This is a genomic window from Terriglobales bacterium (genome assembly GCA_035764005.1).
GTDB lineage: Bacteria > Acidobacteriota > Terriglobia > Terriglobales > Acidobacteriaceae > Gp1-AA112.
Window position 1 is genome coordinate 28,706 of sequence record DASTZZ010000112.1, and the last position, 20,500, is coordinate 49,205.

16 protein-coding genes are annotated in these 20,500 nt (G+C 57.0%); 4 read left to right on the forward strand and 12 right to left on the reverse strand.

Features of this window, described 5'->3' with window-relative positions; translation table 11 throughout:
- Positions 1-62: 62 nt before the first annotated feature.
- Complete coding sequence (locus VFU50_18930) at positions 63-770, reverse strand: TetR/AcrR family transcriptional regulator (GenBank protein ID HEU5234938.1); 708 nt, start codon at positions 768-770, stop codon at positions 63-65.
- A gap of 183 nt (positions 771-953) precedes the next feature.
- Here VFU50_18930 and VFU50_18935 point away from each other — a divergent pair, with 183 nt between their 5' ends.
- Positions 954-1,274, forward strand: coding sequence for a PilZ domain-containing protein (locus VFU50_18935; protein ID HEU5234939.1), 321 nt, complete (start codon positions 954-956; stop codon positions 1,272-1,274).
- A 63-nt stretch (positions 1,275-1,337) separates the two neighbouring features.
- Here VFU50_18935 and add read toward each other — a convergent pair whose 3' ends face one another.
- From add to VFU50_18955, 4 genes are all read right to left on the reverse strand, one after another.
- Positions 1,338-2,348, reverse strand: a complete 1,011-nt coding sequence (gene add / locus VFU50_18940; protein ID HEU5234940.1) for an adenosine deaminase — start codon at positions 2,346-2,348, stop codon at positions 1,338-1,340.
- A gap of 417 nt (positions 2,349-2,765) precedes the next feature.
- Complete coding sequence (locus VFU50_18945) at positions 2,766-3,836, reverse strand: ABC transporter permease (GenBank protein ID HEU5234941.1); 1,071 nt, start codon at positions 3,834-3,836, stop codon at positions 2,766-2,768.
- A gap of 79 nt (positions 3,837-3,915) precedes the next feature.
- Positions 3,916-5,298, reverse strand: a complete 1,383-nt coding sequence (locus tag VFU50_18950) for a hemolysin family protein (GenBank protein HEU5234942.1) — start codon at positions 5,296-5,298, stop codon at positions 3,916-3,918.
- A 213-nt stretch (positions 5,299-5,511) separates the two neighbouring features.
- Complete coding sequence (locus VFU50_18955; protein HEU5234943.1) at positions 5,512-5,835, reverse strand: hypothetical protein; 324 nt, start codon at positions 5,833-5,835, stop codon at positions 5,512-5,514.
- 278 nt (positions 5,836-6,113) lie between these two features.
- On the opposite strand from VFU50_18955, the gene VFU50_18960 reads away from it, so the two are divergent.
- The 3 genes from VFU50_18960 to VFU50_18970 all read left to right on the forward strand — a co-directional run bounded on the left by VFU50_18960 (position 6,114) and on the right by VFU50_18970 (position 11,681).
- Entirely contained in the window at positions 6,114-7,325 is a 1,212-nt protein-coding gene (locus VFU50_18960) for an efflux RND transporter periplasmic adaptor subunit (protein ID HEU5234944.1), read from the forward strand.
- Between the two features lie 646 nt (positions 7,326-7,971).
- On the forward strand, positions 7,972-8,958 hold the full coding sequence (locus tag VFU50_18965) for a DUF4097 family beta strand repeat-containing protein (protein HEU5234945.1): 987 nt from the start codon (positions 7,972-7,974) through the stop codon (positions 8,956-8,958).
- A gap of 161 nt (positions 8,959-9,119) precedes the next feature.
- Positions 9,120-11,681, forward strand: coding sequence for an ABC transporter permease (locus VFU50_18970; GenBank protein ID HEU5234946.1), 2,562 nt, complete (start codon positions 9,120-9,122; stop codon positions 11,679-11,681).
- Between the two features lie 3 nt (positions 11,682-11,684).
- Here VFU50_18970 and otnI read toward each other — a convergent pair whose 3' ends face one another.
- From otnI to VFU50_19005, 7 genes are all read right to left on the reverse strand, one after another.
- Positions 11,685-12,479 carry a 2-oxo-tetronate isomerase gene (gene otnI / locus VFU50_18975; protein HEU5234947.1) on the reverse strand — a complete coding sequence of 265 codons (795 nt, stop codon included), beginning with the start codon at positions 12,477-12,479 and terminating at the stop codon, positions 11,685-11,687.
- Positions 12,480-12,557: 78 nt separating this feature from the next.
- Positions 12,558-12,896 (reverse strand): P-II family nitrogen regulator, encoded by a 339-nt coding sequence (locus VFU50_18980; protein ID HEU5234948.1) that lies wholly within the window; start codon positions 12,894-12,896, stop codon positions 12,558-12,560.
- A gap of 82 nt (positions 12,897-12,978) precedes the next feature.
- Positions 12,979-14,619, reverse strand: coding sequence for an ammonium transporter (locus VFU50_18985; GenBank protein HEU5234949.1), 1,641 nt, complete (start codon positions 14,617-14,619; stop codon positions 12,979-12,981).
- Between the two features lie 453 nt (positions 14,620-15,072).
- Positions 15,073-15,801, reverse strand: a complete 729-nt coding sequence (locus VFU50_18990; protein HEU5234950.1) for a GAF and ANTAR domain-containing protein — start codon at positions 15,799-15,801, stop codon at positions 15,073-15,075.
- 119 nt (positions 15,802-15,920) lie between these two features.
- Entirely contained in the window at positions 15,921-17,156 is a 1,236-nt protein-coding gene (locus VFU50_18995) for a SpoIIE family protein phosphatase (protein HEU5234951.1), read from the reverse strand.
- A gap of 45 nt (positions 17,157-17,201) precedes the next feature.
- The gene (locus tag VFU50_19000) at positions 17,202-19,940 is read right to left on the reverse strand and encodes an ABC transporter permease (protein HEU5234952.1); all 2,739 of its coding nucleotides are present in this window, start codon (positions 19,938-19,940) and stop codon (positions 17,202-17,204) included.
- 155 nt (positions 19,941-20,095) lie between these two features.
- On the reverse strand, positions 20,096-20,425 hold the full coding sequence (locus VFU50_19005; protein HEU5234953.1) for a PadR family transcriptional regulator: 330 nt from the start codon (positions 20,423-20,425) through the stop codon (positions 20,096-20,098).
- Positions 20,426-20,500 lie beyond the last annotated feature (75 nt).

The window sequence follows — 20,500 nt, forward strand, 5'->3', positions numbered from 1 at the left end:
CAGAGATTTCTTTGTGACCTCTTGTGTTCCCGTCGTGACCTTCGTGTTCGCCGTTCCTGCGTTTACTGGACCAATACTTTATCGGCCAGCTTCAGGTAATACCGAATCCAATCATCCTCTGAACCAGGAGCAGCTTCGCCGAGAGCAGCAGGAAGCGCCTCTGACGACGGACGTTGCACGTCACATGCAGCCTCAATCAGGAACGACACTGTCGCGCGTACCTGCTCGACGGAGTAGCGCGCGGGAAACTCGAAAGCTGCAAGCATCTGATCGCGCATCATTCCCTCGATCGATCCCATCAAGGCTGAGCGCAGCGCCTGAGGATCGACGCCATCCTTCATTTCGCCGACTGTCTTCATCTCGACGATGATGTCGTCGAGCACAGCGATAAATTCCAGAAATTGGTTGCTGATAACAACTTTGCCGTTCTCGTGAACGGCGGTCTGCTCCAACAGCAGAATGGCGCGGAACTCGGGATCCTGGTCGAGAAAGTTGACCAGCATGTTGAGCGCAAGCCGGAGTTTGCCGGAGGCTGACGGCAGGCTGGTCATGGCGAGGACCACGGCTCTCGTCAATTCCGCCCATTGTTCCTCGACGATCTCGCGCCGAAGCTCCTCTTTCCCGGAATAGTACTTGAGGAATTGCGAGTGGCTGGTGCCGGCGGCGCGAATGATATCGGAGATCGAGGTCGCTTCGTAGCCGCGCTGAGCAAACAACCTCCGGGCAGCGGCGCGCAGACGGGCCTGGCTGGACCGCGCATCCTGCCGCATGGGTCGTTCCTCCTGGGACTCGTACTGATTGTAGTCGAAAAGAGAGCTACTCGATTATCAGTTTACTGCATCTAGTAACTCATCTATCATAGATAGATAAATTCCTATCCAAGGTACAATGATGTGCGGTTCGTCCCTCCGTCTTATTTCCATGTTTCCTTCTTCCCAACCACGGGGCCGGGCATGACGCCGGAAACCGGAACCGAAGCTCGCCGTTACTCGCGCGTTCAGCTTCCCGTCACGGCCGAGGTCTCGTGCCTGCCTCTGGGATTTTTTCGCCATCCCGCAAGCCTGCGCGACGTCAGCGCAGGAGGCGCGTATTTCTACGCGGATATCAGCCCTCAACTCGGAACTGTGATGAAGCTGGATTTCAGTGTGCCCGTCGTCGGCAGCGAGGTTCAGATCTCATGTGAGGGGCCGGTGGTGAGAGTGGAGAAAAAGGCTCTGGGAGAAGAGAGCGGAATCGCGATCGAGATTTCGAATCTGAATCTCGGATCGTGGTAAGCGCACTTCTTGTTTCACCACGGAGGCACGGAGTACACACAGAAGGCAGTGGTTGGAAGGGGCTCAGCTTGTTGAGGAATGTGCGGCCTGGTCAAACTGATCCAGCAACCTGACTTTCTCCTCTGCTGAGAGGAACGAGGCTTCGAGCGAGTTGCGCGCCAGTTCGCGCACGTGCTCATCGGTGAAGCCGAATACATCTTGCGCGATTTCGTATTCGCGAACCAGCGACGTGTGGAACATGGCTGGATCATCACTATTCAGGGTCACGAGCAGACCATCCTCGAACAAGCGCCGGATCGGATGTTGACGAAGCTCAGGCAGGCATCCCGTAAGTACGTTGCTGGTCATGCAAATCTCGACGGGGACTTGTCGATGCGAGAGTTCTTCGATCAGCTCGGCATCCGCCGAAGCACTCAACACGTGTCCGAGCCGCTCGGCTCCGATGTTGAGCGCTGCCCAAATCGACTCCGGTCCGGTGGTTTCGCCGGCATGCGCGGTGCGTCTTAAGCCGTTCTCGTCCGCATACTGGTAGAGCGCTTTAAAGGGTTCCGCCGGACCCTTACGTTCATCGCCGCCGATCCCAACTCCCACGACGTTTCGGTCCTTGTACCGCACTGCGAGTTCAAAAACGGGCTTCGCCGCTTCTACTCCGAAGTGGCGGACGGCGTCGAAGATCCAGAGCACCGACACCCCGAAGTTACGCCCTCCGCGTTCCCGTGCGCGCTCGATTCCTTCAAATAAGGGCTCGAACTCCTGCTTTCGCCATTGCACGACGCCCACCGAAAGATACACCTCGGCATGCACCACGCCTTGAGCTTTGAGTCGCTCGATCATTCGATACGTGATCAGCTCGAAGTCATCGGCGGTGAGTAGACGCTGGGTGACGGCCTTAAAAGCCATCATGAATCCATGAAAATCCGCGTACTCGTATAAACGATAGGCCTGCTCCGTCGTCAAAGGATCAGCATCATGCCGCCGGCTCAGTTCGACGAGCGTTTCCGGCTCGACTGTACCTTCGAGATGAAGATGAAGCTCCGCCTTGGGCAGCGAACGGATTAATTCGGAGTTGGCCATCGCCGACGATTACTTTAAATGATGGCTGGAATTACTTTTGTGCGCGTGCAACTTCTCAGCCTTGGTGTTAATCAGATGTGGTGCCGATGTACTTCTCCGGGAGCAGTACTATGAAACTCGCCGCTTCGCAATCCGATACAAACGCTTCCTCCTGGAACGAACGCGTGCTCATCGCCGCGGTTGTGGTCACGATGGTGCTGTCGTTGCTTGGGTACATGCATGCGTAGGAGCTGCTAAGCTCCTAAGCTGCTGAGCTTCTCGGCTTCACGAAAGGCTCAACTAGCGTGACTCCTCATTGCTGTCATTTTCTTTAATTCACTGTCATCCCTCGCGCCGCCGCGAAAACCTTTCATTCGATCACTTAGTATTTGCGGCGCGGGGGATCTGCTTTTGCTTGATCCCCGAGATCACGAACTTCTATTGCCGAATGCGCGGATTCACCACCGCATATAACACGTCGGTGAATAGGTTCACGACGATGTAGGTAAGCCCGATTGCCAGAATGCATCCCTGCACGAGGAAGTAGTCGCGAGTGCTGATCGCAGTGAGCGTCAGCCTCCCAATACCTGGCCAGGAGAAGATCGTTTCCGTCACGATCGCGCCGGCGAGCAGTGCGCCGAACTGCAGTCCGACAACCGTTAGCACGGGGATCATCGCGTTACGCAAAGCGTGCTTATACACAACCGTGCGTTCGCTCAAGCCTTTGGCGCGGGCAGTACGGATATAGTCCTGACCTAGTTCTTCGAGCATTGCCGTCCGCACCATTCTTGTGAGGATCGCGGCCATGGCTCCGCCCATGGTGATGGCGGGCAGCATAAGATGCTCCCACCTGCCCGCGCCGGAAACCGGAAGTAGACCCAGCTTGATAGCAAAAAATAGAATAAGAATCGGTCCGAGTGCGAAATTGGGAAAGGACAAGCCGAAGAGACTTACTACGCTCAACGCGCGATCATCCCAGCGGTCGCGCCGTCGGGCCGAGCGCACTCCCGCGGGAATTGATAACCCAAGCGCAACGATGAGCGCTGCAATGGTCAGCCGCAATGTGTACGGATACCGCTCCCAGATCACGCGGCCAACATCCTGATTCAAACGAATTGACTGCCCCAGTCGACCATGCAGCACGCCGTTCCAATAATGAACATATTGCTCGCCGATAGGCAGATCGAGTCCATAAGCATGTCGCGCCGCCTGCAAGTCCGCGCTCGCAGCGCCTTCGCCGAGCATCGCCTGGATGGGATCGCCGGGCACAAGGTGAATCATCAGGAAGACCACCGAAACCACCAGCCAGAGGACTGGCAGGGTGTACAGCAGGCGAGATGTAAGAAGGCGAACCATAAACGGAACCGGCGGCGGTAACGCGGGGTCCCCAGCAATCGCCGCCGTTGCGGTTGCTGGGGTGCTGGCCGGTGGGTCGGAGGTGGCCGCATGGCCAGCTCCGAGCAATACGACACTGTTCAGGACCTCGTGAATCGCAGCCGAAAACGACACGGCTGCCCCACCGCCTAGCACCCGAGCAATCGCAAAAGCGGCGCTTACTGGGGACCCCGCTCTACCGTCGCTGGTTCTGTTACGTCTCGCGAAACAGCGACGGCTGTTCTTCCTGTGCTGCCACATTCGCGGGAGCGAGCGCCTCGACTTTCACTTGCAGCACGCGACGGTCCTGCATCTGCATCACCGTGTACCGGCGGGCCTCAAACTCCAGTGAATCTCCCACGCGCGGCAGACGTCCGAGACGCCACATGATGAATCCTCCGAGTGTCTCAAAGCCTTCATCTCGCGGCAGGCGGATGTGAAGGTGCGATTCCAGGTCGCGAATGTTCGCACCACCTTCAAGGATCAGCTCTCCGGTTTCGAGCAGACGAGGTTGTACGGCGATGTCGAACTCGTCTTCGATTTCGCCGACGATCTGCTCCAGCGCGTCTTCCACGGTTACCAGCCCCACTGTGGAACCGTATTCATCGACCACAATCGCCAAATGCCGTTTGCGCTGGCGAAACTCATCCAGCAAGTCGAGCACAGGTTTAGTCTCAGGCACAACCAGCACATCGCGCATCACGTGACGGACACGCAGAGTCATTTCGCTCGTAATACCGCGCTCGCGAGTGGACATGCGCAGGTGCATGAATCGCGCCAGATCCTTCGAATACAGCACACCGACGATGTGCTCTTTTCCCAATTTAGGATCGTAGACGGGAATGCGCGAATGCTGGTCCTCGACCACTCGCGCCATCGCGTCTTCCAGCGTCATGTCGGCGGGAAGGGAAAACATGTTCTGCCGCGGCACCAGGATCTCGCGCACCGTCATGTTCTCGAGATCAAGGGTGCGATGCATGATCTCTTCCTGAAATGGAGGGAGCAGTCCCAGGCGTCGGCTGGAGGTGAGAATGAGCTTCAACTCTTCGGGCGAGTGCATGCCGCCTTCGCGCATCAGACGCGATCCGAAGAGTTTCAAAACGGCGTTCGCCGAATTGGTCATCAGGTGCAGCAGCGGACGCGAGATGGTAATGAAGACGTCCATCGGTCCAGCTACTGATAAGGCGACCCGCTCCACCCGCTGCAGGGCGAGCGATTTCGGCACCAGCTCGCCCAGGATCACGTGGAAGTAGGTGATCAGTACAAATGCGATTACGACCGCCGCAGTGTGGGCGTAAACCATCGCATGAGGCAGTCCCTGAATGGGACGGAGGAGCAGTTGCGCGATCGCAGGCTCGCCGATCCAGCCGAGAGCCAGGCTGGCGAGCGTGACTCCAAATTGGACCGCAGGCAGGAAGTCGTCCAGATGCTGCTGCAAGCGCTGGACGGTGCGCGCGCCGGTGCGTCGGGCGTCGATCAATTGCTGGATGCGCGTGTCACGAACGCTGACGATCGCAAACTCGGCCGCCACAAAAAACGCATTCAGGGCCACCAGCAACACGACCACCAGAATGCGGAGGAGCACCAGGGTCGCCATTGGTGGTTAGTCTAGCAGGCCACGGCAAAAGAACCGCTGCCGGTAGGTGTGGGTCGGAGATGGCCGAATGGCCGGCTCGGAGCGATGTGAGAATCTTCGGAAACTGAGAAGCGTAGCCGCAACACAAGCGGCAGCCCGCGGGATTAGATGAAGCGCAACCGGAATCACACCACCGGCGCTTGCTTGCTACCACGCCTATCGCCGCCGGTTCTGTTACTGCGCTTTCGGAAGGCGCTCGCGTCCGAGCCGTCGATATGCCTCGTCGAGCGTGCGCACCACAATGAAGTGCGGACGCTGCTCGCTGCCGAAGGTTTGAAACATTCGCCCGAGTCCAAAGATCAGATCCTGCGGTGCTACAAGGACCCGCCTGGCACGCGCGTGAAAGGGACTGTCGTGGGAAGCCAGTTCGCGCACGTCGTAGGAGGGAACCTCGAATGACGTAACTCCACTGGCGTCAATCAATTCGTCGAAATCGGGATTGAAATCAGGATGCTTGCGGATGCGCGCAATGTGCTGCACCAGGTCAGTAGTAGTCATTTCGCCGTAGTACGACGAAAAGACCATTCTCGACTTAGGCTCAATAGTAAGTTTGGTAGGCATCCGCGCGTTTTTCGTTAGATGCGTCGTCTGTAAACACCGCAATGTCCGGGTCCGCTTACTTTTACCTCTTTTTCAGGTCTAAGGTGCATTGCGTTTTCTGTTGTCATGGGACAGGCTGGACTGCGGAACCTTGGGAACCTTTGGCGGGTTGCTGGCGTATGAAGCTCTAGCAAACGCGAGGCGGTCGGCGGCAGCGGAGAGATTTGGAGGATTTAGTGGCGAACGGCAATCATAAGAATAAGAAGAAGCGGCGCATTTGGTGGATTGGCTCGACAGTGTTTGTAGTACTGATGGTGGCCATCGTTGCGACCAAGGCGACGAGCAGCAGCACCAAAATCGATCCCACCAAGATCGCAACCATCGAGCAGGGCGATCTGGCCCAAAGCGTTGTCGCCACTGGCAAGATCCAGCCGATTACGAAAGTCGAAGTGAAGTCCAAGGCGAGCGGTATCGTGAAGAAGGAATTGGTCGATGCCGGCGATCGCGTGAAAGCCGGCCAGGTTCTCGCCGAACTCGATAAAGAAGAGCTGCAGGCGCAGGTTCGCGGTGATGAGGCGCAGCTTACTGCGGCCGAGGCGAATCTGCGGGCCTCTGAAGCTGATGTCGAGCGCTCGAAGGTCGATGCCGAAGGTGTCGATGTTCCCACTCTCCAGCGCGCTTATCAACGAGCGCAGACCATGGCTTCGCAGGGAGTGGTTTCCGCTTCCGCTCTGGACGACGCGCAGCGTAACTACGAGATGGCGGTCAACAAACGCGATCTTGCTCGCGCTCAGCTCACCATCAATGAAGCAAAAGTAAAACAGGCACAAGCGCAAGTTACGCAGTACAAAGCATCTCTGGCGCGTTCGGAAGAGCAGCTTAACTACGCGACGATAGTTGCTCCCATAGATGGCGAGGTGCTCTCCCGCGATGTGGAAGTCGGCGATGCCGTCAGTTCCATTCTGGTACTCGGCTCGTCGGCAACTTTGGTGATGACGCTCGGCAACATGAAGCAGGTCTATGTCGATGGCAAGGTGGACGAGAGCGATATCGGCAAGGTCTACCTCGGGCAGCCGGCGCGGATCAAAGTCGAGTCATTCAAAGATAAGACCTTCAACGGGAAAGTGACGAAGATCGCGCCCATGGGCGTGGAGAAAGACAACGTGACCACCTTCCAGGTTCGCGTCTCCATCGATAACTCCGGCGGCGAACTCAAAGCGTTAATGACAGCGAATGCCGAGATCATCCTCAAGGAAGATCACAACGTGCTCATCGTTCCCGAGAACGCGATCATCTACGACAAAGATAAGAAGGCGCAGGTCGAAGTCCCTGATCCGAAGGGTAAGGACGGCAAGCGCAAAGTCGCGGTCACCGTGGGAATTTCCAATGGCGCCAAAACGGAACTGCTCAGCGGCTTGCGTAAGGGCGACAAGGTTGTGCTGCAGTAGTGTGGTGCAGTCATGCGGGGAACACCGAAAATTCCGCAAATGACGCGCTCCGATTTCGCTTGACTTTCGCCCGATTTCGCGATAGCACGGAAGTATGGGCGTTGCACCAATTCGGGAATGCCGCCAGGCGATGGAGTGCGTCGTAAGTTTCGTTTTGGCACAAGCGTCGTTTGCAACCCATCCGAGGTCGTCGGCAACCCATCCGCGGCAGGGTAGCCCTGAGGATTTCTCAGCGTAACCCTGTGGAAATCTCAGGGTAACCCTGAAGGAAGATGGGTTGGAGCTGCGTGGAAGTCGAGCAGGAGTTTTCCGCCAAGTTGCTTATACCAAAGCAGATGACGGGGAAAGAAGCTCCCAGGATTTCCGCTTCCGCAGTTAATCGAAAAGTGCTGCGGCCGTCTTACTCGCATGGTTTAGGTCTGAATCGGGTGTGTTTCGGAGGCGAACAGAACCGCCGGCGGTGGCCGGTGGGGCAGGCGCGTGTTTCGCGGCTGCGGTCCGCGAGAATGCGCGGCATCGTGTTGCTCGGAGCTGGCCATTCGGCCATCTCCGACCCACCGCCTACAGGCGGCGGTTCCGTACGTGAATCGGCTCACCAAATTTGATCCCATTAGTCCAATGTCTGGCAGTCATCGTGAGGGCAAGCATGAACAAGCGAGTACAAATTACAGTCATTACGCTGCTGTTGCTGCTGAGCTCCGCTGCATTCGCTGCAGTGGAAGGCAACTTCGATCGCACGCTGAAGGTTTCCGGTCACGTCGATCTCGATGTCACCAGCGGGTCGGGCAACATCTACGTGCATCAGGGCGACTCCAGCTCTGTCGTGGTGAAAGGTCACATCAGAGTCAGTGAGGGAATCAGCTCCTGGTTCAGCGGCAGCTCGCTTTCTGCCGACGAGAAAGTGAAGCGACTCGAACAGAATCCGCCGATCGAGCAGAACGGCAACAGCATTCGCATCGGACGCATTCAGGACGAAGCGCTGCGCAACAACATCTCGATCAGCTACGACGTTACCGTTCCCAAAGACACGTCGGTGCAGGCTCACAATGGTTCGGGCGACGACCGGATTACCGACGTCACCGGTCCGGTGCGCGCGAATTCCGGATCGGGAAACGTGATCGTCAGCAACATTGGTGCTGAAGTTCGCGTCGAAGCAGGCTCGGGCGACCTCGACGTCAGCAACGTTCAGGGGCGCGCCTACACACAGACGGGCAGCGGAAATATCAAGGCGATCGGCATCGCCGGTGGATTCGACGCTCGTGCCGGCTCGGGCGACATCACCTTCGAGCAGAACGGATCAGGTTCCGTTCGCGCTGAGACCGGATCGGGAAATGTTCGTCTGCGCAATGTGTCGGGCGGTGTCGAGGCGGGCGCCGGCAGCGGTGATATTGAAGTGGATGGAAAAATGGCTTCTGACTGGCGCATCCACACTGGTTCCGGAACGGTGGATGTAAGGCTTCCTTCCGATGCTCGCTTCAACATCAATGCTCAGAGCAACTCCGGCGACGTGGAGGTCCATCATCCGGTCACCATGCAAGGCGCAATGAAGCGCAACCACATTGAAGGCACGGTAAACGGCGGCGGAACGCTGCTCGAAATTAATTCCGGATCGGGAAGTATCCGGGTGAATTAACGACGCCGGGAAGAGCGAACACGAAGGTCACGAAGGCAACTACAAGGTCACGGCGATTGTTCATTGTGACCTCTTGTGTTTACCTTTGCGACCTTCGTGTTCGCCTCTCCCGCTTCCGTAACCTTTCGCACGCCAGCCAGTACTCACTCCAGAGGTCTTGAATGCAAAACCTGCTAGGCGATCTTCGCTACACAGTGCGGCAGTTCCGCATGTCGCCGGTTTTCACCACAGCGGCGGTACTCACGCTAGCTCTCGGCATCGGTGGCACGACTGCAATCTTCACGCTCATTCATGCCGTGATGCTGCGCTCGCTGCCGGTCTCCGATCCGGCGCGGCTCTATCGCATTGGCGATGGCGACGATTGCTGCGTGGAAGGTGGACCGCAGGATCGCTGGGGCATGTTTTCTTATCCGCTTTACGAGCGGTTGAAAACCGAGGTGCCCGAATTTGACGCGATTACCGCGTTCCAGGCCGGGGGCTCGCGTTTTGGAGTGCATCGCCAGGGAGCGGAGACCGCCGCTCGACCGCTACGCTCGGAGTACGTGACTGGAAGTTATTTTTCAACATTGGGAATTGGAGCGCTCGGCGGGCGCGTCTTCACCGAGGATGACGACCGCCCTGGAGCCGCTCCCGTGCTCGTCATCAGCCATCATCTCTGGGAATCAATCTATGGCAGCGATCCAGCCATCGTTGGTTCAACCTTCATCGTTGAAGGTCATCCGTTCACCGTGATCGGTGTAGCTCCGCCGGGATTCTTCGGGGAGACTCTGCGCAGCGATCCGCCCGATATGTGGGTACCTCTACAGCAGGAACCCTTACTTTCAGGGGATGGCTCAATCCTGAAGCAGCCCATCAGCGCATGGCTGCGCGTGATCGGAAGATTGCGCCCGGGCGCGACTATCAACGGCGTGGCTCCCCGGCTCACAGGCGTACTGCGCCAATGGATGCAGCACGATTCCGGCTATCCCGCCAACTGGATGCCGGACATCATCCGCATGCTACCGCGCCAGACCATTGCTGTAGTACCGGCCGGTGCAGGAGTAGCAGTGATGAAAGAAGAATATGGTCGCAGCCTGAACATTCTCCTGGCGGTCTGCGGGCTGGTGCTGCTGATAGCCTGCGCCAATGTCGCCAATCTGCTTCTGGCTCGCGCGGTTGCTCGGCGCTCCCAAACCGCTGTACGCCTTGCGGTCGGCGCGACCCGCAGGCAGATGATTACGCAAGCGTTGATCGAAAGCGTCTTACTAGCGCTCATTGGAGGAGTCGCAGGTCTCGTGGTAGCGATGGGAGCTGCGCGGCTGTTGCTGAGATTGGCATTCAGCGATGCGACTTTTCTTCCGATCAGCACACGGCCTTCACTGATCGTGCTGGCGTTTACGTTCATTGTCGCTCTCATTACGGGAATCATCTTCGGCGCAGCGCCGGCATGGTTTGCTACGAGGACCGCTCCCGCGGAGGCCCTACGCGGCTCCAGTCGCAGCACCAGCGATCATTCTTCTCTCGCACGCAAGGCTCTGCTGATCGTGCAAGCCACGCTTTCCGTTGTCCTTGTAGCCGGCGCCACGATGCTGGGACGTAGTTTGAACAAACTCGAACATCAAGATTTCGGGTTCCAGATTGCGAACCGAGTCGAGGTGTCGCTCAATCGTCCACCCGCAACCTACACGCTGCCCAAGCTGCAGGCGCTGTATCGCGACCTTGAAACTCGCCTGAATCGTTTGCCGGGAGTGCAAGGCTCCGGGCTGGCGCTCTACAACCCGCTCACCGACAACTGGGGCGAGTTAGTGCTGGTGGAAGGACATCCGGCTCCCAAGTTGAATGAAGAAGCGGGCGCTTCCTGGGACCGTTTGAGCGCCGATTATATGCAGAACCTCGGCATGACACTGGTTCGCGGTCGAATGTTTACCGCCGCAGATAACGAGACCACTGCTCCGGTTGCGGTTGTGAACGAGGCTTTTGTAAAGCGCTTTTTCAAAGACAAGAACGAAGATCCAATCGACCATCACTTCGGTCTCGATATGCCGGAAAATGTTGGAACGTTCCGCATCGTTGGCATCGTTCATGACGCTCGCTTTGCTGGTTGGGGATTTCATCAGCCACCGCGGCCTATGTTCTACGTTCCCCTGGCGCAGAATGTCGATTACAAAGATCCGCTGATGAAGCGCCTTGAACTGCAGTCGCACTTCCTCGGCGGGATTCTCTTGAAGACGAATCAGGCTCCCGGCGCGCTCGAGCCGCTGCTTACGCGGATTCTGGCCGACGTGGACCCCAACTTGACGATCAACAGCGTGCGCACCATGCAGCAGGAAGTAGACCTCACGTTCGATCAGGAACGCGCAACCGCCAGCCTCGCAGGGCTGTTTGGAATCGTTGCTCTCCTGCTGGCTGCAGTTGGACTTTATGGCGTAACTGCATACACGGTCGCGCAGCGCACCAACGAAATCGGAGTGCGCATGGCGCTCGGCGCAGATCGCGCCAAGGTGGTCGAGCTGGTTTTGCGCGGAGCTTTTAAGCGCGTGCTGGTGGGACTGATTATCGGACTGCCGCTGGCGATTGGAGCAGGAAAGCTGATTTCTTCACAGTTGTACGGAGTTTCATTTTGGGACCCGTTCGCCCTGGGAGTCGCAGCGAGCGCGCTGGCGGTCTGCGCGTTCTTCGCAGCCATCATACCCGCGGGACGCGCGGCTTCGATTTCGCCTATGAAGGCGCTCAGGACGGAGTAGCCGTCAGGCGGGAATTGCTTCGGCCCGATATGGGACCATCCAATCCAAACTCTGTTGTGTGCTCAGCAGCGGAGTGTATTGGCACCCGATCCAGCCTTCAAACCCGAGCGCATCGAGTTGGCGGAAGAGATGGCCAAAATTGATCTCGCCTGTGCCGGGCTCATGGCGGCCTGGAACATCTCCGATCTGTACGTGCGAAATCTGAGAGATGTTTTTCGCGATCGTGTGAGTGAGATTCCCCTCCATGATTTGCATGTGATAGACGTCGTACAAAAGAAAGAGATTGGGATGTGCGACTTCATCCAGAATAGCGAGCGCGTGAGCTGAACGATTCAAGAAGTAATCGGGATAATCGTAGGCATTGATGGGCTCGATGACCAGCCTGATCTTGTGATCGCTCAAAACACTCGCGGCGTAGCGCAGGTTGTTGACCAGCGTCTCGCGTACCGACAGCGGGCAGCTATCAAGCGGCATGATGCCGGGAATGCAGTTTAGCTGCCGGCAATCGAGCGCCAGTGCGTATTCGAGACCGAGGGCTACACCTTCCTCGAACTCGGATACACGACGCGGGTCACATGCGATTCCACGCTCGCCTGCCTCCCAATTGCCGGATGGAAGGTTGAACAGCACTTGCCGCAGGTCGTGCTCGCACAACCGTTCGGCAAGCTGTTCTTTGGGATAGTCGTATGGAAACAGATACTCTACAGCGGCAAATCCATTTCTCCGGGCAAGACCGAAGCGCTCGAGGAACGCGGCTTCAGTAAACAGGCTGGAGAGGTTCGCGGCGAATTTAGGCATTCGTCGTAATCCTTCCAAGGGGCCCAAGCTTGGTTGCGGCCAGTCGCTTGAGCACCAGTAATTGTTGTTGCGTGGACGCTAGAGGGCGCCGACTCCCTGCTCCCGGTTCCGTATGCGCACCGCTCCGTCGATTTTATAGAAAAATATCTTTCCGTCACCAATTCTTCCTGTCGCGGCAGCGCCGATGATAGTATCCGTCGCTCGATCAAGGAGTTCGTCCTCTACCACGACTTCGAGTTTGATCTTTGGCAGGAGATCTACCTCGTACTCGTGTCCTCGATAAATCTCGGTATGACCTTTCTGTCGTCCATGGCCTCGGACTTCCGATGCGGTCATGCCGTCAATACCGATTTCGAGCAGCGCATCTTTGACTGCATCAAACTTCGACGGCTGAATGATGGCTTCAATCTTCGTCATTGTCTTGTCCTCTTTCCCGTTTCGGGTTTAGGGTTCGAACTGGGGAGCATTGCTCCCCAGTTCCGGCAGGTCAGGACGAAGCTCACGAGCCTACTTTCTGGAATGCGTGTCCTGCAGTGACCTTGGCAGCGATGAGCGCCGGCTCTTCCACAAGCTGGGTTTCCGCCGGCATTCCAGCTGGTCTGCCCAGACCGGAGATCACATATTCCGGATAAGCCGAAATGCCGTGTTCGTGCAGATCCAAGCCATACAGCTCGCCTTCCCTGGAGACGCGCAGCGTTCCGGTCAGATTGACCAGGTACATGACTGCCATTGCCACAGCGAACGTCGAAAGTGTGACGATCACGCTGCCAATGGCCTGAGCAGCCAGCAGCGTAGTACCGCCGCCATAGAAGAGACCTTTGAGTGCGGCAGAGTTATCCGGAGTAATCGGTCCAGTGGCTCCGTATTTACCGCAGGCAAACAGTCCGAGTGAGAGCGTGCCCCAAATGCCGCAGATGCCATGTACGGGAACGGCGCCGATGGGATCGTCGATGCGTAGCCATTCGAGAAACTCCACACCGAGCACAACGATCACGCCGGCGACGCCGCCAAGCAGGATCGCACCGGTTGGACTCACCCAATAGCATGGGCACGTGATCGCCACGAGACCAGCGAGAAATCCATTGACGGTGAAGCTCACATCCCATTTTTTGCTGCCAATGTACGCGTAGAGCATAGCCGTCAGGCCAGCAGCGCAAGCAGCCAGCGTAGTGTTGGCCGCTACTCGACCGATGCCTTCAAAGTCCATCGCGGAAAGGGTGCTTCCCGGATTGAAACCGTACCAGCCGAACCAGAGCAACAGGCCGCCGCTGGCAGCAATGGTGAGGTCGTGCGGCATCATGGGACCGCCGCCATCGCGCTTGAACTTGCGTCCTAGCCGCGGTCCGAGAATGATCGATCCAGCCAGGGCGACGAATCCGCCAATGGTGTGAACGACGGTCGATCCGGCGAAGTCGTGGAAGCCTTGTCCCAATCCGGGAAGGAAGTTGCCTGCCGAGCCCATGGTGGCAAGGAATCCATCCGGACCCCATGCCCAGTGGCCGATGATCGGGTAAATAAATCCAGAAACAGCGACGCTATAGAGAAGGTCGCCCACGAATCCGGTGCGGCCAATCATCGCTCCCGATGTGATTGTTGAGCACGTGTCGGCGAAGGCGAATTGGAAAAGCCAGAATGCAAGAAACGCCACGCCGGTGGTCTCATAGGTTACCGGAGCATCTTTCAAGAAAAACCAGTGATAGCCGATGAATCCGTTGCCGTGGCTGAACATGAATGCGAAGCCGAATGCATAAAACAGCAACCCGCAAAGGCAGGTATCGACAATGCATTCCATCAACACGTTCACGGTCTCGCGCGAACGGCAGAAACCCGCTTCGAGCATGGTGAACCCAACCTGCATTCCGAACACAAGAAACGCAGCAATGAGCGTCCACATGGTGTTGATGGGGTTGATCACGTCAGAGACTTTGACCTCTGGAATCGCTTCGGCGGCGAAGGCATGAGCGAAACAGAAGCTCGACACCAGGTAAATTACCGCCAGCACCGCCATTAGGCCGACGGCTTTGCCCGCGATCAGCAATCCTCCGTAGCGGCGCCATTCTTTGTCGCGCAGTCGCCTGGCAAGACGCGAAAATTTAGCACTCAACGACAGCTTTGTTTGCTGTGTCGTATTGGGACGCATTCAAACTCCTCCTCCAACAATTTGTTCTGCAGTCTTCGAGCAAGGCCGTAATTCGCGATGCCTGATTCGAACGGAGAACACACGTAGAACGTCGTTCAGAATGCAAGCAATTCGACTGATATGGATTACGGGAGCGGCACGGCGTCGTGCCCGAGAGACTCGCCTCTTTCGGCATCGAAAGAGGGAAAACCTTGTGCTGACAGTTTGGATTCTGCGGTCAGGTATTTAGTAAGTCAAATTCAAAGTTCTTATCGCGAAGATTGGAGATGTTTCTCAAGAGCAGGCGCATGCCGTTCAATTCTGTCATTCCGAACGCCTGATGTTGGCGGAGGAATCCCTATGGATCCGAGTATCGTGAGTGGAAACATATGGATGTCAGTAGGGATTCCTCACTCCTGCTCACGCGAAAAGCGCGCGTGAGCATCCGTTCGGAATGACAACACGTCGAGAACCTTAAGGCCGTGGCTTGGCTCGGAGACTCTGGCTGAGAATCACGGCATTTGCCACATCGCGCAGCGGAATGCGGCTTTCCTGGCTCTGGCGCTGCAGTCGCACGTAGGCGTCCTGCTCGCTGATCTTGAGATCCTGCTGCAGGATGCCTTTAGCGCGCTCCACAAGTTTGCGGGTCTCGAGTTGGTATGAGAGCTGTGAGTTTTCGCTCTCGAGACGCGCCATCTCGACATGAGCGCCGACTAACAGGCCAATGCTGGAAACCATCTTGATCTCGTAGTCGGTGTAGGAATAAGGCGCGCGGTTCTGCAGGTTGATCGCTCCCACCACTCGGTCTCGATTCAGAATGGGAACGGAGAGGAACGCTTCGAAACGATCTTCAGGGAGTTCGTTGAAGGCGCGAAAGCGCTGATCTCCATAGGCGTTGCTTGCGATCGCCACCGGCTGCCGGTGCTCGGCCACCCATCCGGTAATACCTTGTCCGAGCTTCAGTTTGAGATGGTCGATCAAGTCGGGATGGGCGTTGTGCGAAGCGCGCAGAATCAGTTCATCGCCTTCGAGCACATAAATAAAGCAAGAATCGCACTGCGCTGCTGAAACCGCGAACTCCACGACGTGCGTCAGCAGGTCCGGCAGTGGCACAGCCGAGGCGATGCCTCTGGCAATATGGTGCAGGAAGCTGGCGTCAAATTTCTTGAGATCGGCGCCGGCAGTTGCCTGATGCCGAACCATCGATGTGTGACGAGTCTGCTCCACAGCACATACAGAGTAGCGGTTTGGCTGCTTCGAGCCAATTCTTCTCTGTCCGACTTAGATTCAAAGTAATTATGAGAGCTATAAAGACACGCTGGCTATGGCGCGTTCTTTCCCTTAGCGACGATGAGCGTAATGTCATCGAGCTGCTCATCGGCGCCGAACTGGCGAACTTCATCGATGATAGTTTCGATGATTTGTTGTGATTGCAGCCTACGGTGGCGCTGGAGAGCGGCGGCAAGCCGGTCCTCTCCGTATTCTTCCCCGGTTTTACTTAAAGCATCGAGGATGCCGTCGGTGTAAAGCGCGAGAGTGTCGCCGGGAGCGAGTTCGCAATCGGCTATCGAGCAGTTCCATTCTGGAAATAAACCCAACACCGTGCTGGTCGAATCCAGCCGTTCGAGTTTGCCGCTCGATCTGAGCAGCAGGCCGGAGTAGTGGCCACAGTTCGCATAGCGCAGGCGACGCGTGCTGTCGTTATATTCGCCAAAGAACAATGTCGCATACGCGCTCTCGACGGAGTTGGCAAAGAAGAGCTGATTGACGGATTGCAGAAACCGTTCGGGCTCATCCGCGGCAACGGCGCTCTGGCTACGGAGGTTTGCCTGGAAGTTGGCCATCAGCAGTGCTGCAGCAATTCCTTTTCCGGAAATGTCGCAGATCACAATGCCAACGCGATCGCGTCCGAAGTTCAGAAAATCGTAGTAATCGCCTCCGACCGCGCGTGCCTGCAGGCACATTCCCGCATAGTCCAGTGTCCGTAGCGGAGGCGCAGTTTGGGGAAAGAGTCGAGCCTGAACCTGCTTGGCGATGTCGAGTTCCTGCGCGATGCGGCGTTCAGCCTCAAGCTTCTCAGCGGCAGCGCGACGCTGCGCCTCGATCTCGCGGACGAAGTCATCGCCGCCTACAAGCGAAAACGTATTGCCGTCGGGATCGTCAAAGCGGGTTGAAATACCGCCCCAGAGCGTCGCTTGCGGTGGATGATGAAAGCGAACGCCCTGATTGCGCCACTCGTGAAATTTGGCGACTACATCTTCAGTGACGAACGAGATGTCCTTCGATTGTCCGATGCGCTTAGAGTCCCTGGAATTGGGTGCAGGTGAGATAAGCGCCAGCACGGTACTACCATCCGGAGGCGCAACCGCAATCCATCGGTCTCCCGATTCATAGCTCATGTCGATCACGAGAGTGAACCCAAGTTGCTCGACGAAGAAGCGCAGGCTTCGATCCTGGTCGCGCACGAACACGGTTGCAGAAAGGATCCGCAAATAGGGATCCTGACGATCCAACCGCAGAACGCTTTGCTCCGCTACAGCTCGAGAACGGGAGGGCATTGCCCGCGATTATATGCGGCAATCGCTGCGCAATCCGAAGCGGGGTTACTCGTAGCGCAGCGCGATCATGGGATCGAGTTTGACCGCGCGCCGGGTGGGGATCAGAGATGCGAGCACAGCCACAATGGCCAACACCAGCGCACTTAGAACAAACGTGCGCACATCATGCGGAGTAAGGCCGTACAACATGCTCTTGATCAATCGAGCGCTTGCCCATGCCAGGCCAAGGCCCACCCCAATTCCAACGATCAACACTTGCGCCGTGTCGCCGAGGATCAATCGAGTGATGCTGGCGCGGTCGGCGCCGAGCGCCATCCGAATTCCGATCTCGCCAGTTCGTTTGCTGACGCCGTATGCCAGCACGCCATAAAGACCGATAGCGGAAAGGAGCAGTGCGAGCAGCCCGAAAAAGCTGGAGAGCACCGCCAGGAGTCGTGGCTGTCCCAGCGAGTTATCCAGATGCGCTCGCATTGTGGTGACGTTGAAGAGAGATAAGCTTGGATCGATTCTGTGGACGACCGCCCGCACATCATCGAGCAGGCGCGTTGGATCTCCCGTGCCTCGCACCATCACCGTCTGCGCTGAGCCAAACTGCGAGGGCTGTACCTGGAAAAGGTCGGTGAAGATCGCCATCTGCTGCTCATCTTTCACATCGAAGTAGTGAGCATTGTGGACTACGCCTACGATCTCGGCCATCTTTTCTTGTCCCGATTTGAAAATTGAGCCAAGTTCGATTTTTTGCCCGATCGGATTTTTGTCGCCGTAAAAGTGCTTGACGAGTGCTTCGTTCACCACCACCACTGGCGGCGCATGTTCATTATCGGAGTCGGTAAAGTCGCGTCCTGAAACGAGCGGCATTTGAAAGGTTCCGAAAAAGCGTGGGCCTACCCCGTAACTCAAGATCCAGGAATTCAAGAGGTCTTCTCCCGGCTGCGGGCTATACCCGGGAAAAGTTGCATGCGAGAGATGCGCACGGGCCGTCAAAAACGGATTGTTCATGAGCGTCGCCGATTTTACCGATGGCATTCGATCGAGGTCTTCAAGCAGTCTCACGTAAATGGCGTGCGTGTGAGCATCGTCGTAGCCACTGAGGCGTGGGTCGAGTGTCATCATTAGGAGATGCTCGATGTTGAATCCCAATTGGGTCTGGTAAAGATTGTGCAGCGTGACCAGCAGCAAGCCAGATCCAGCGACCAGCACGAGAGAGATCGCCAGTTGCGCGCTGACCAGGATTCGTCCAAACGGCAGACGACCCGAGGACTGCGTTGTAGTCGAAGCCTTTAGAGCGTCATTAGGAGCGATTCGAGTTTGTCGGAGCGCCGGCACGACTCCGAATAGCAGGGCAGTGATGATGCCGATCAGGACTACGAAACCGAGCAGGCGGTAGTCCCAATTGATTCCGATTGCGGACGCAGATTGTCCGCCGAGCCTGACGATCAGGCTTCGCACAGCCAGGGCGAGAGGAATGCCGACCGCGCATCCAAGCATCGACAACATCAAACTCTCTGTGAGCCACTGGCGCGCGATGCGCTTTCGGCTACAGCCCAGGCTAAGGCGAATAGCAGTTTCTTTCTGGCGCGCGTTTGCTCTCGCCAGCAGAAGCCCGGCGATATTCGCACATGCGATGAGCATGATCAGCGCGACAATCACCATCAGTACCTGAAGCGGCTCGGCAAAACTGCGGCGCAGCGAACTTATTCCTTGCGCGGCGGGATAGAGTTCGATGTCGCGCTTCTTCATGGCTTCCCGTTGTGGGGCTGGAAGACTGTCGTCGGCCAACTCCGTGCTGCGGAAGATGACAGTCAATTCTGCCACTGCCTTCTTGATGGAAGCTCCAGGCTTGAGCAACGCAAAGATCTGACCGGGGGACTGTTCTGGTTTGGGAAAGCCGGCGGAAGCAGATCCGCCCGCTACCTGAAGCTGTGTAATGGCCGGCATCAGCACGTCCGCAGGTTGATCCAAGCTCAGGCCGGAAAAAATCGGCGGCAGCACTCCTACGATGACGAATGGGATTGTATTAATCGTGATGTGCTGCCCAAGGATGTTCGGATCTGCGGCAAAACGGCGATGCCAGTAGTTGTCGCTGATGACAGCCGACCATCCGCCGGATGCTCCGCTACTCTCGAGATTGTCGTCCGGAAGGAGTGGCCTCCCAATTTGGGGCTGAATTCCGAGCAACTGAAAATATGTTCCCGAAACGAAATCACCCGGACCCACTTCTGCACGACCGTTGACCGCGATGTTCAATCTGGCTGTTCGATCGCTCGAGCCGAAGCCCGCAATTTGAGTGGATCGCTTTTCCATTTGCTCCAAATCACGATAGAGAAGCCTCGTCGAGACGTTGAACATTCCGACCTTTACGGAAGTGGTATCCATAAAGAAGAGTCGCTCGGGATGTCGTATCGGCAAGGAACTCAGCAGGATGGAATCGATCAAGCTGAAGATCGCGATGTTTGCTCCGATCCCGAGCGCCAGGGTGAGAACTGCAACTGCGGTGAAGACCGGGCTCTTACGTAAAGACCGCAGCGAGTAGCGGATATCCTGCAGAGTGGTTTCGAGCAAATGCAGTCCGCGCTGATCCCGGCACCTCTCCTGGATTTGCTCAACACCTCCGACCCGGCGCAGCGCCGCTTCGCGCGCTGCAGTGGGTGACATGCCGGCAGCCAGGTTCTCCACGATCTGCTGGTCGAGATGGAATTGGAGTTCGCGTTGGAGTTCGTCTTCAACGCGAGCACGCCGAAACAGCGTGCGGAGTCGGAGTCGTAGTTGATCGAACCAACGCATAATACCTCCATTAGGACCAGAGGACCGACGATTGGCATCCGCGCCCGTCCGCGTTCTGTCCTTCGTGATTTCGTGATTGGGAGGTTTTTAAATCGCGAAGTCACGAATGCCAGAACCCGCGCGAGGGCGCGCGTCGGTCCTTGGACCTGTGTTCCTCAAGCCTTTCGCAACACCACGTTGATGGCGCCGGATAACCGGCTCCAATTCGCCTTCTCGGTTTCGAGTTGTTCTTGCCCGGCCTTCGTCAGCGAATAGAATTTGGCTTCGCGGCCGTTTTCCGTCCGTGCCCACTCGGCTTTGATCCAGCCCTGCTGCTCTAAGCGATGCAGTGCCGGATACAGCGAGCCTTGTTGCACTTGCAGCACCTCATCGGAAATCTGTTCGATCCGTTTAGCGATGGCCCAACCGTGCTTCGGCTCGGGCGCAATCGTCCGCATGACCAATAGATCGAGGGTGCCTTGGACCAAATCGCTCGGTTTGCCCATTTGAAGATAATCTACAAAGCGATTGTAGATAGTCAAGGGTAGTTTTGTTCGCGGGCGTCTTGTTGGGGGAGCCGG

Coding starts and splice junctions, on each gene's coding strand:
- VFU50_18930 (HEU5234938.1), bottom strand. CDS start 770: ATGCGGCAGGATGCGCGGTCCAGCCAGGCCCGTCTGCGCGCCGCTGCC.
- VFU50_18935 (HEU5234939.1), top strand. CDS start 954: ATGACGCCGGAAACCGGAACCGAAGCTCGCCGTTACTCGCGCGTTCAG.
- add (HEU5234940.1), bottom strand. CDS start 2,348: ATGGCCAACTCCGAATTAATCCGTTCGCTGCCCAAGGCGGAGCTTCAT.
- VFU50_18950 (HEU5234942.1), bottom strand. CDS start 5,298: ATGGCGACCCTGGTGCTCCTCCGCATTCTGGTGGTCGTGTTGCTGGTG.
- VFU50_18955 (HEU5234943.1), bottom strand. CDS start 5,835: ATGACTACTACTGACCTGGTGCAGCACATTGCGCGCATCCGCAAGCAT.
- VFU50_18965 (HEU5234945.1), top strand. CDS start 7,972: ATGAACAAGCGAGTACAAATTACAGTCATTACGCTGCTGTTGCTGCTG.
- VFU50_18970 (HEU5234946.1), top strand. CDS start 9,120: ATGCAAAACCTGCTAGGCGATCTTCGCTACACAGTGCGGCAGTTCCGC.
- otnI (HEU5234947.1), bottom strand. CDS start 12,479: ATGCCTAAATTCGCCGCGAACCTCTCCAGCCTGTTTACTGAAGCCGCG.
- VFU50_18980 (HEU5234948.1), bottom strand. CDS start 12,896: ATGACGAAGATTGAAGCCATCATTCAGCCGTCGAAGTTTGATGCAGTC.
- VFU50_18985 (HEU5234949.1), bottom strand. CDS start 14,619: ATGCGTCCCAATACGACACAGCAAACAAAGCTGTCGTTGAGTGCTAAA.
- VFU50_18990 (HEU5234950.1), bottom strand. CDS start 15,801: ATGGTTCGGCATCAGGCAACTGCCGGCGCCGATCTCAAGAAATTTGAC.
- VFU50_18995 (HEU5234951.1), bottom strand. CDS start 17,156: ATGCCCTCCCGTTCTCGAGCTGTAGCGGAGCAAAGCGTTCTGCGGTTG.
- VFU50_19000 (HEU5234952.1), bottom strand. CDS start 19,940: ATGCGTTGGTTCGATCAACTACGACTCCGACTCCGCACGCTGTTTCGG.
- VFU50_19005 (HEU5234953.1), bottom strand. CDS start 20,425: ATGGGCAAACCGAGCGATTTGGTCCAAGGCACCCTCGATCTATTGGTC.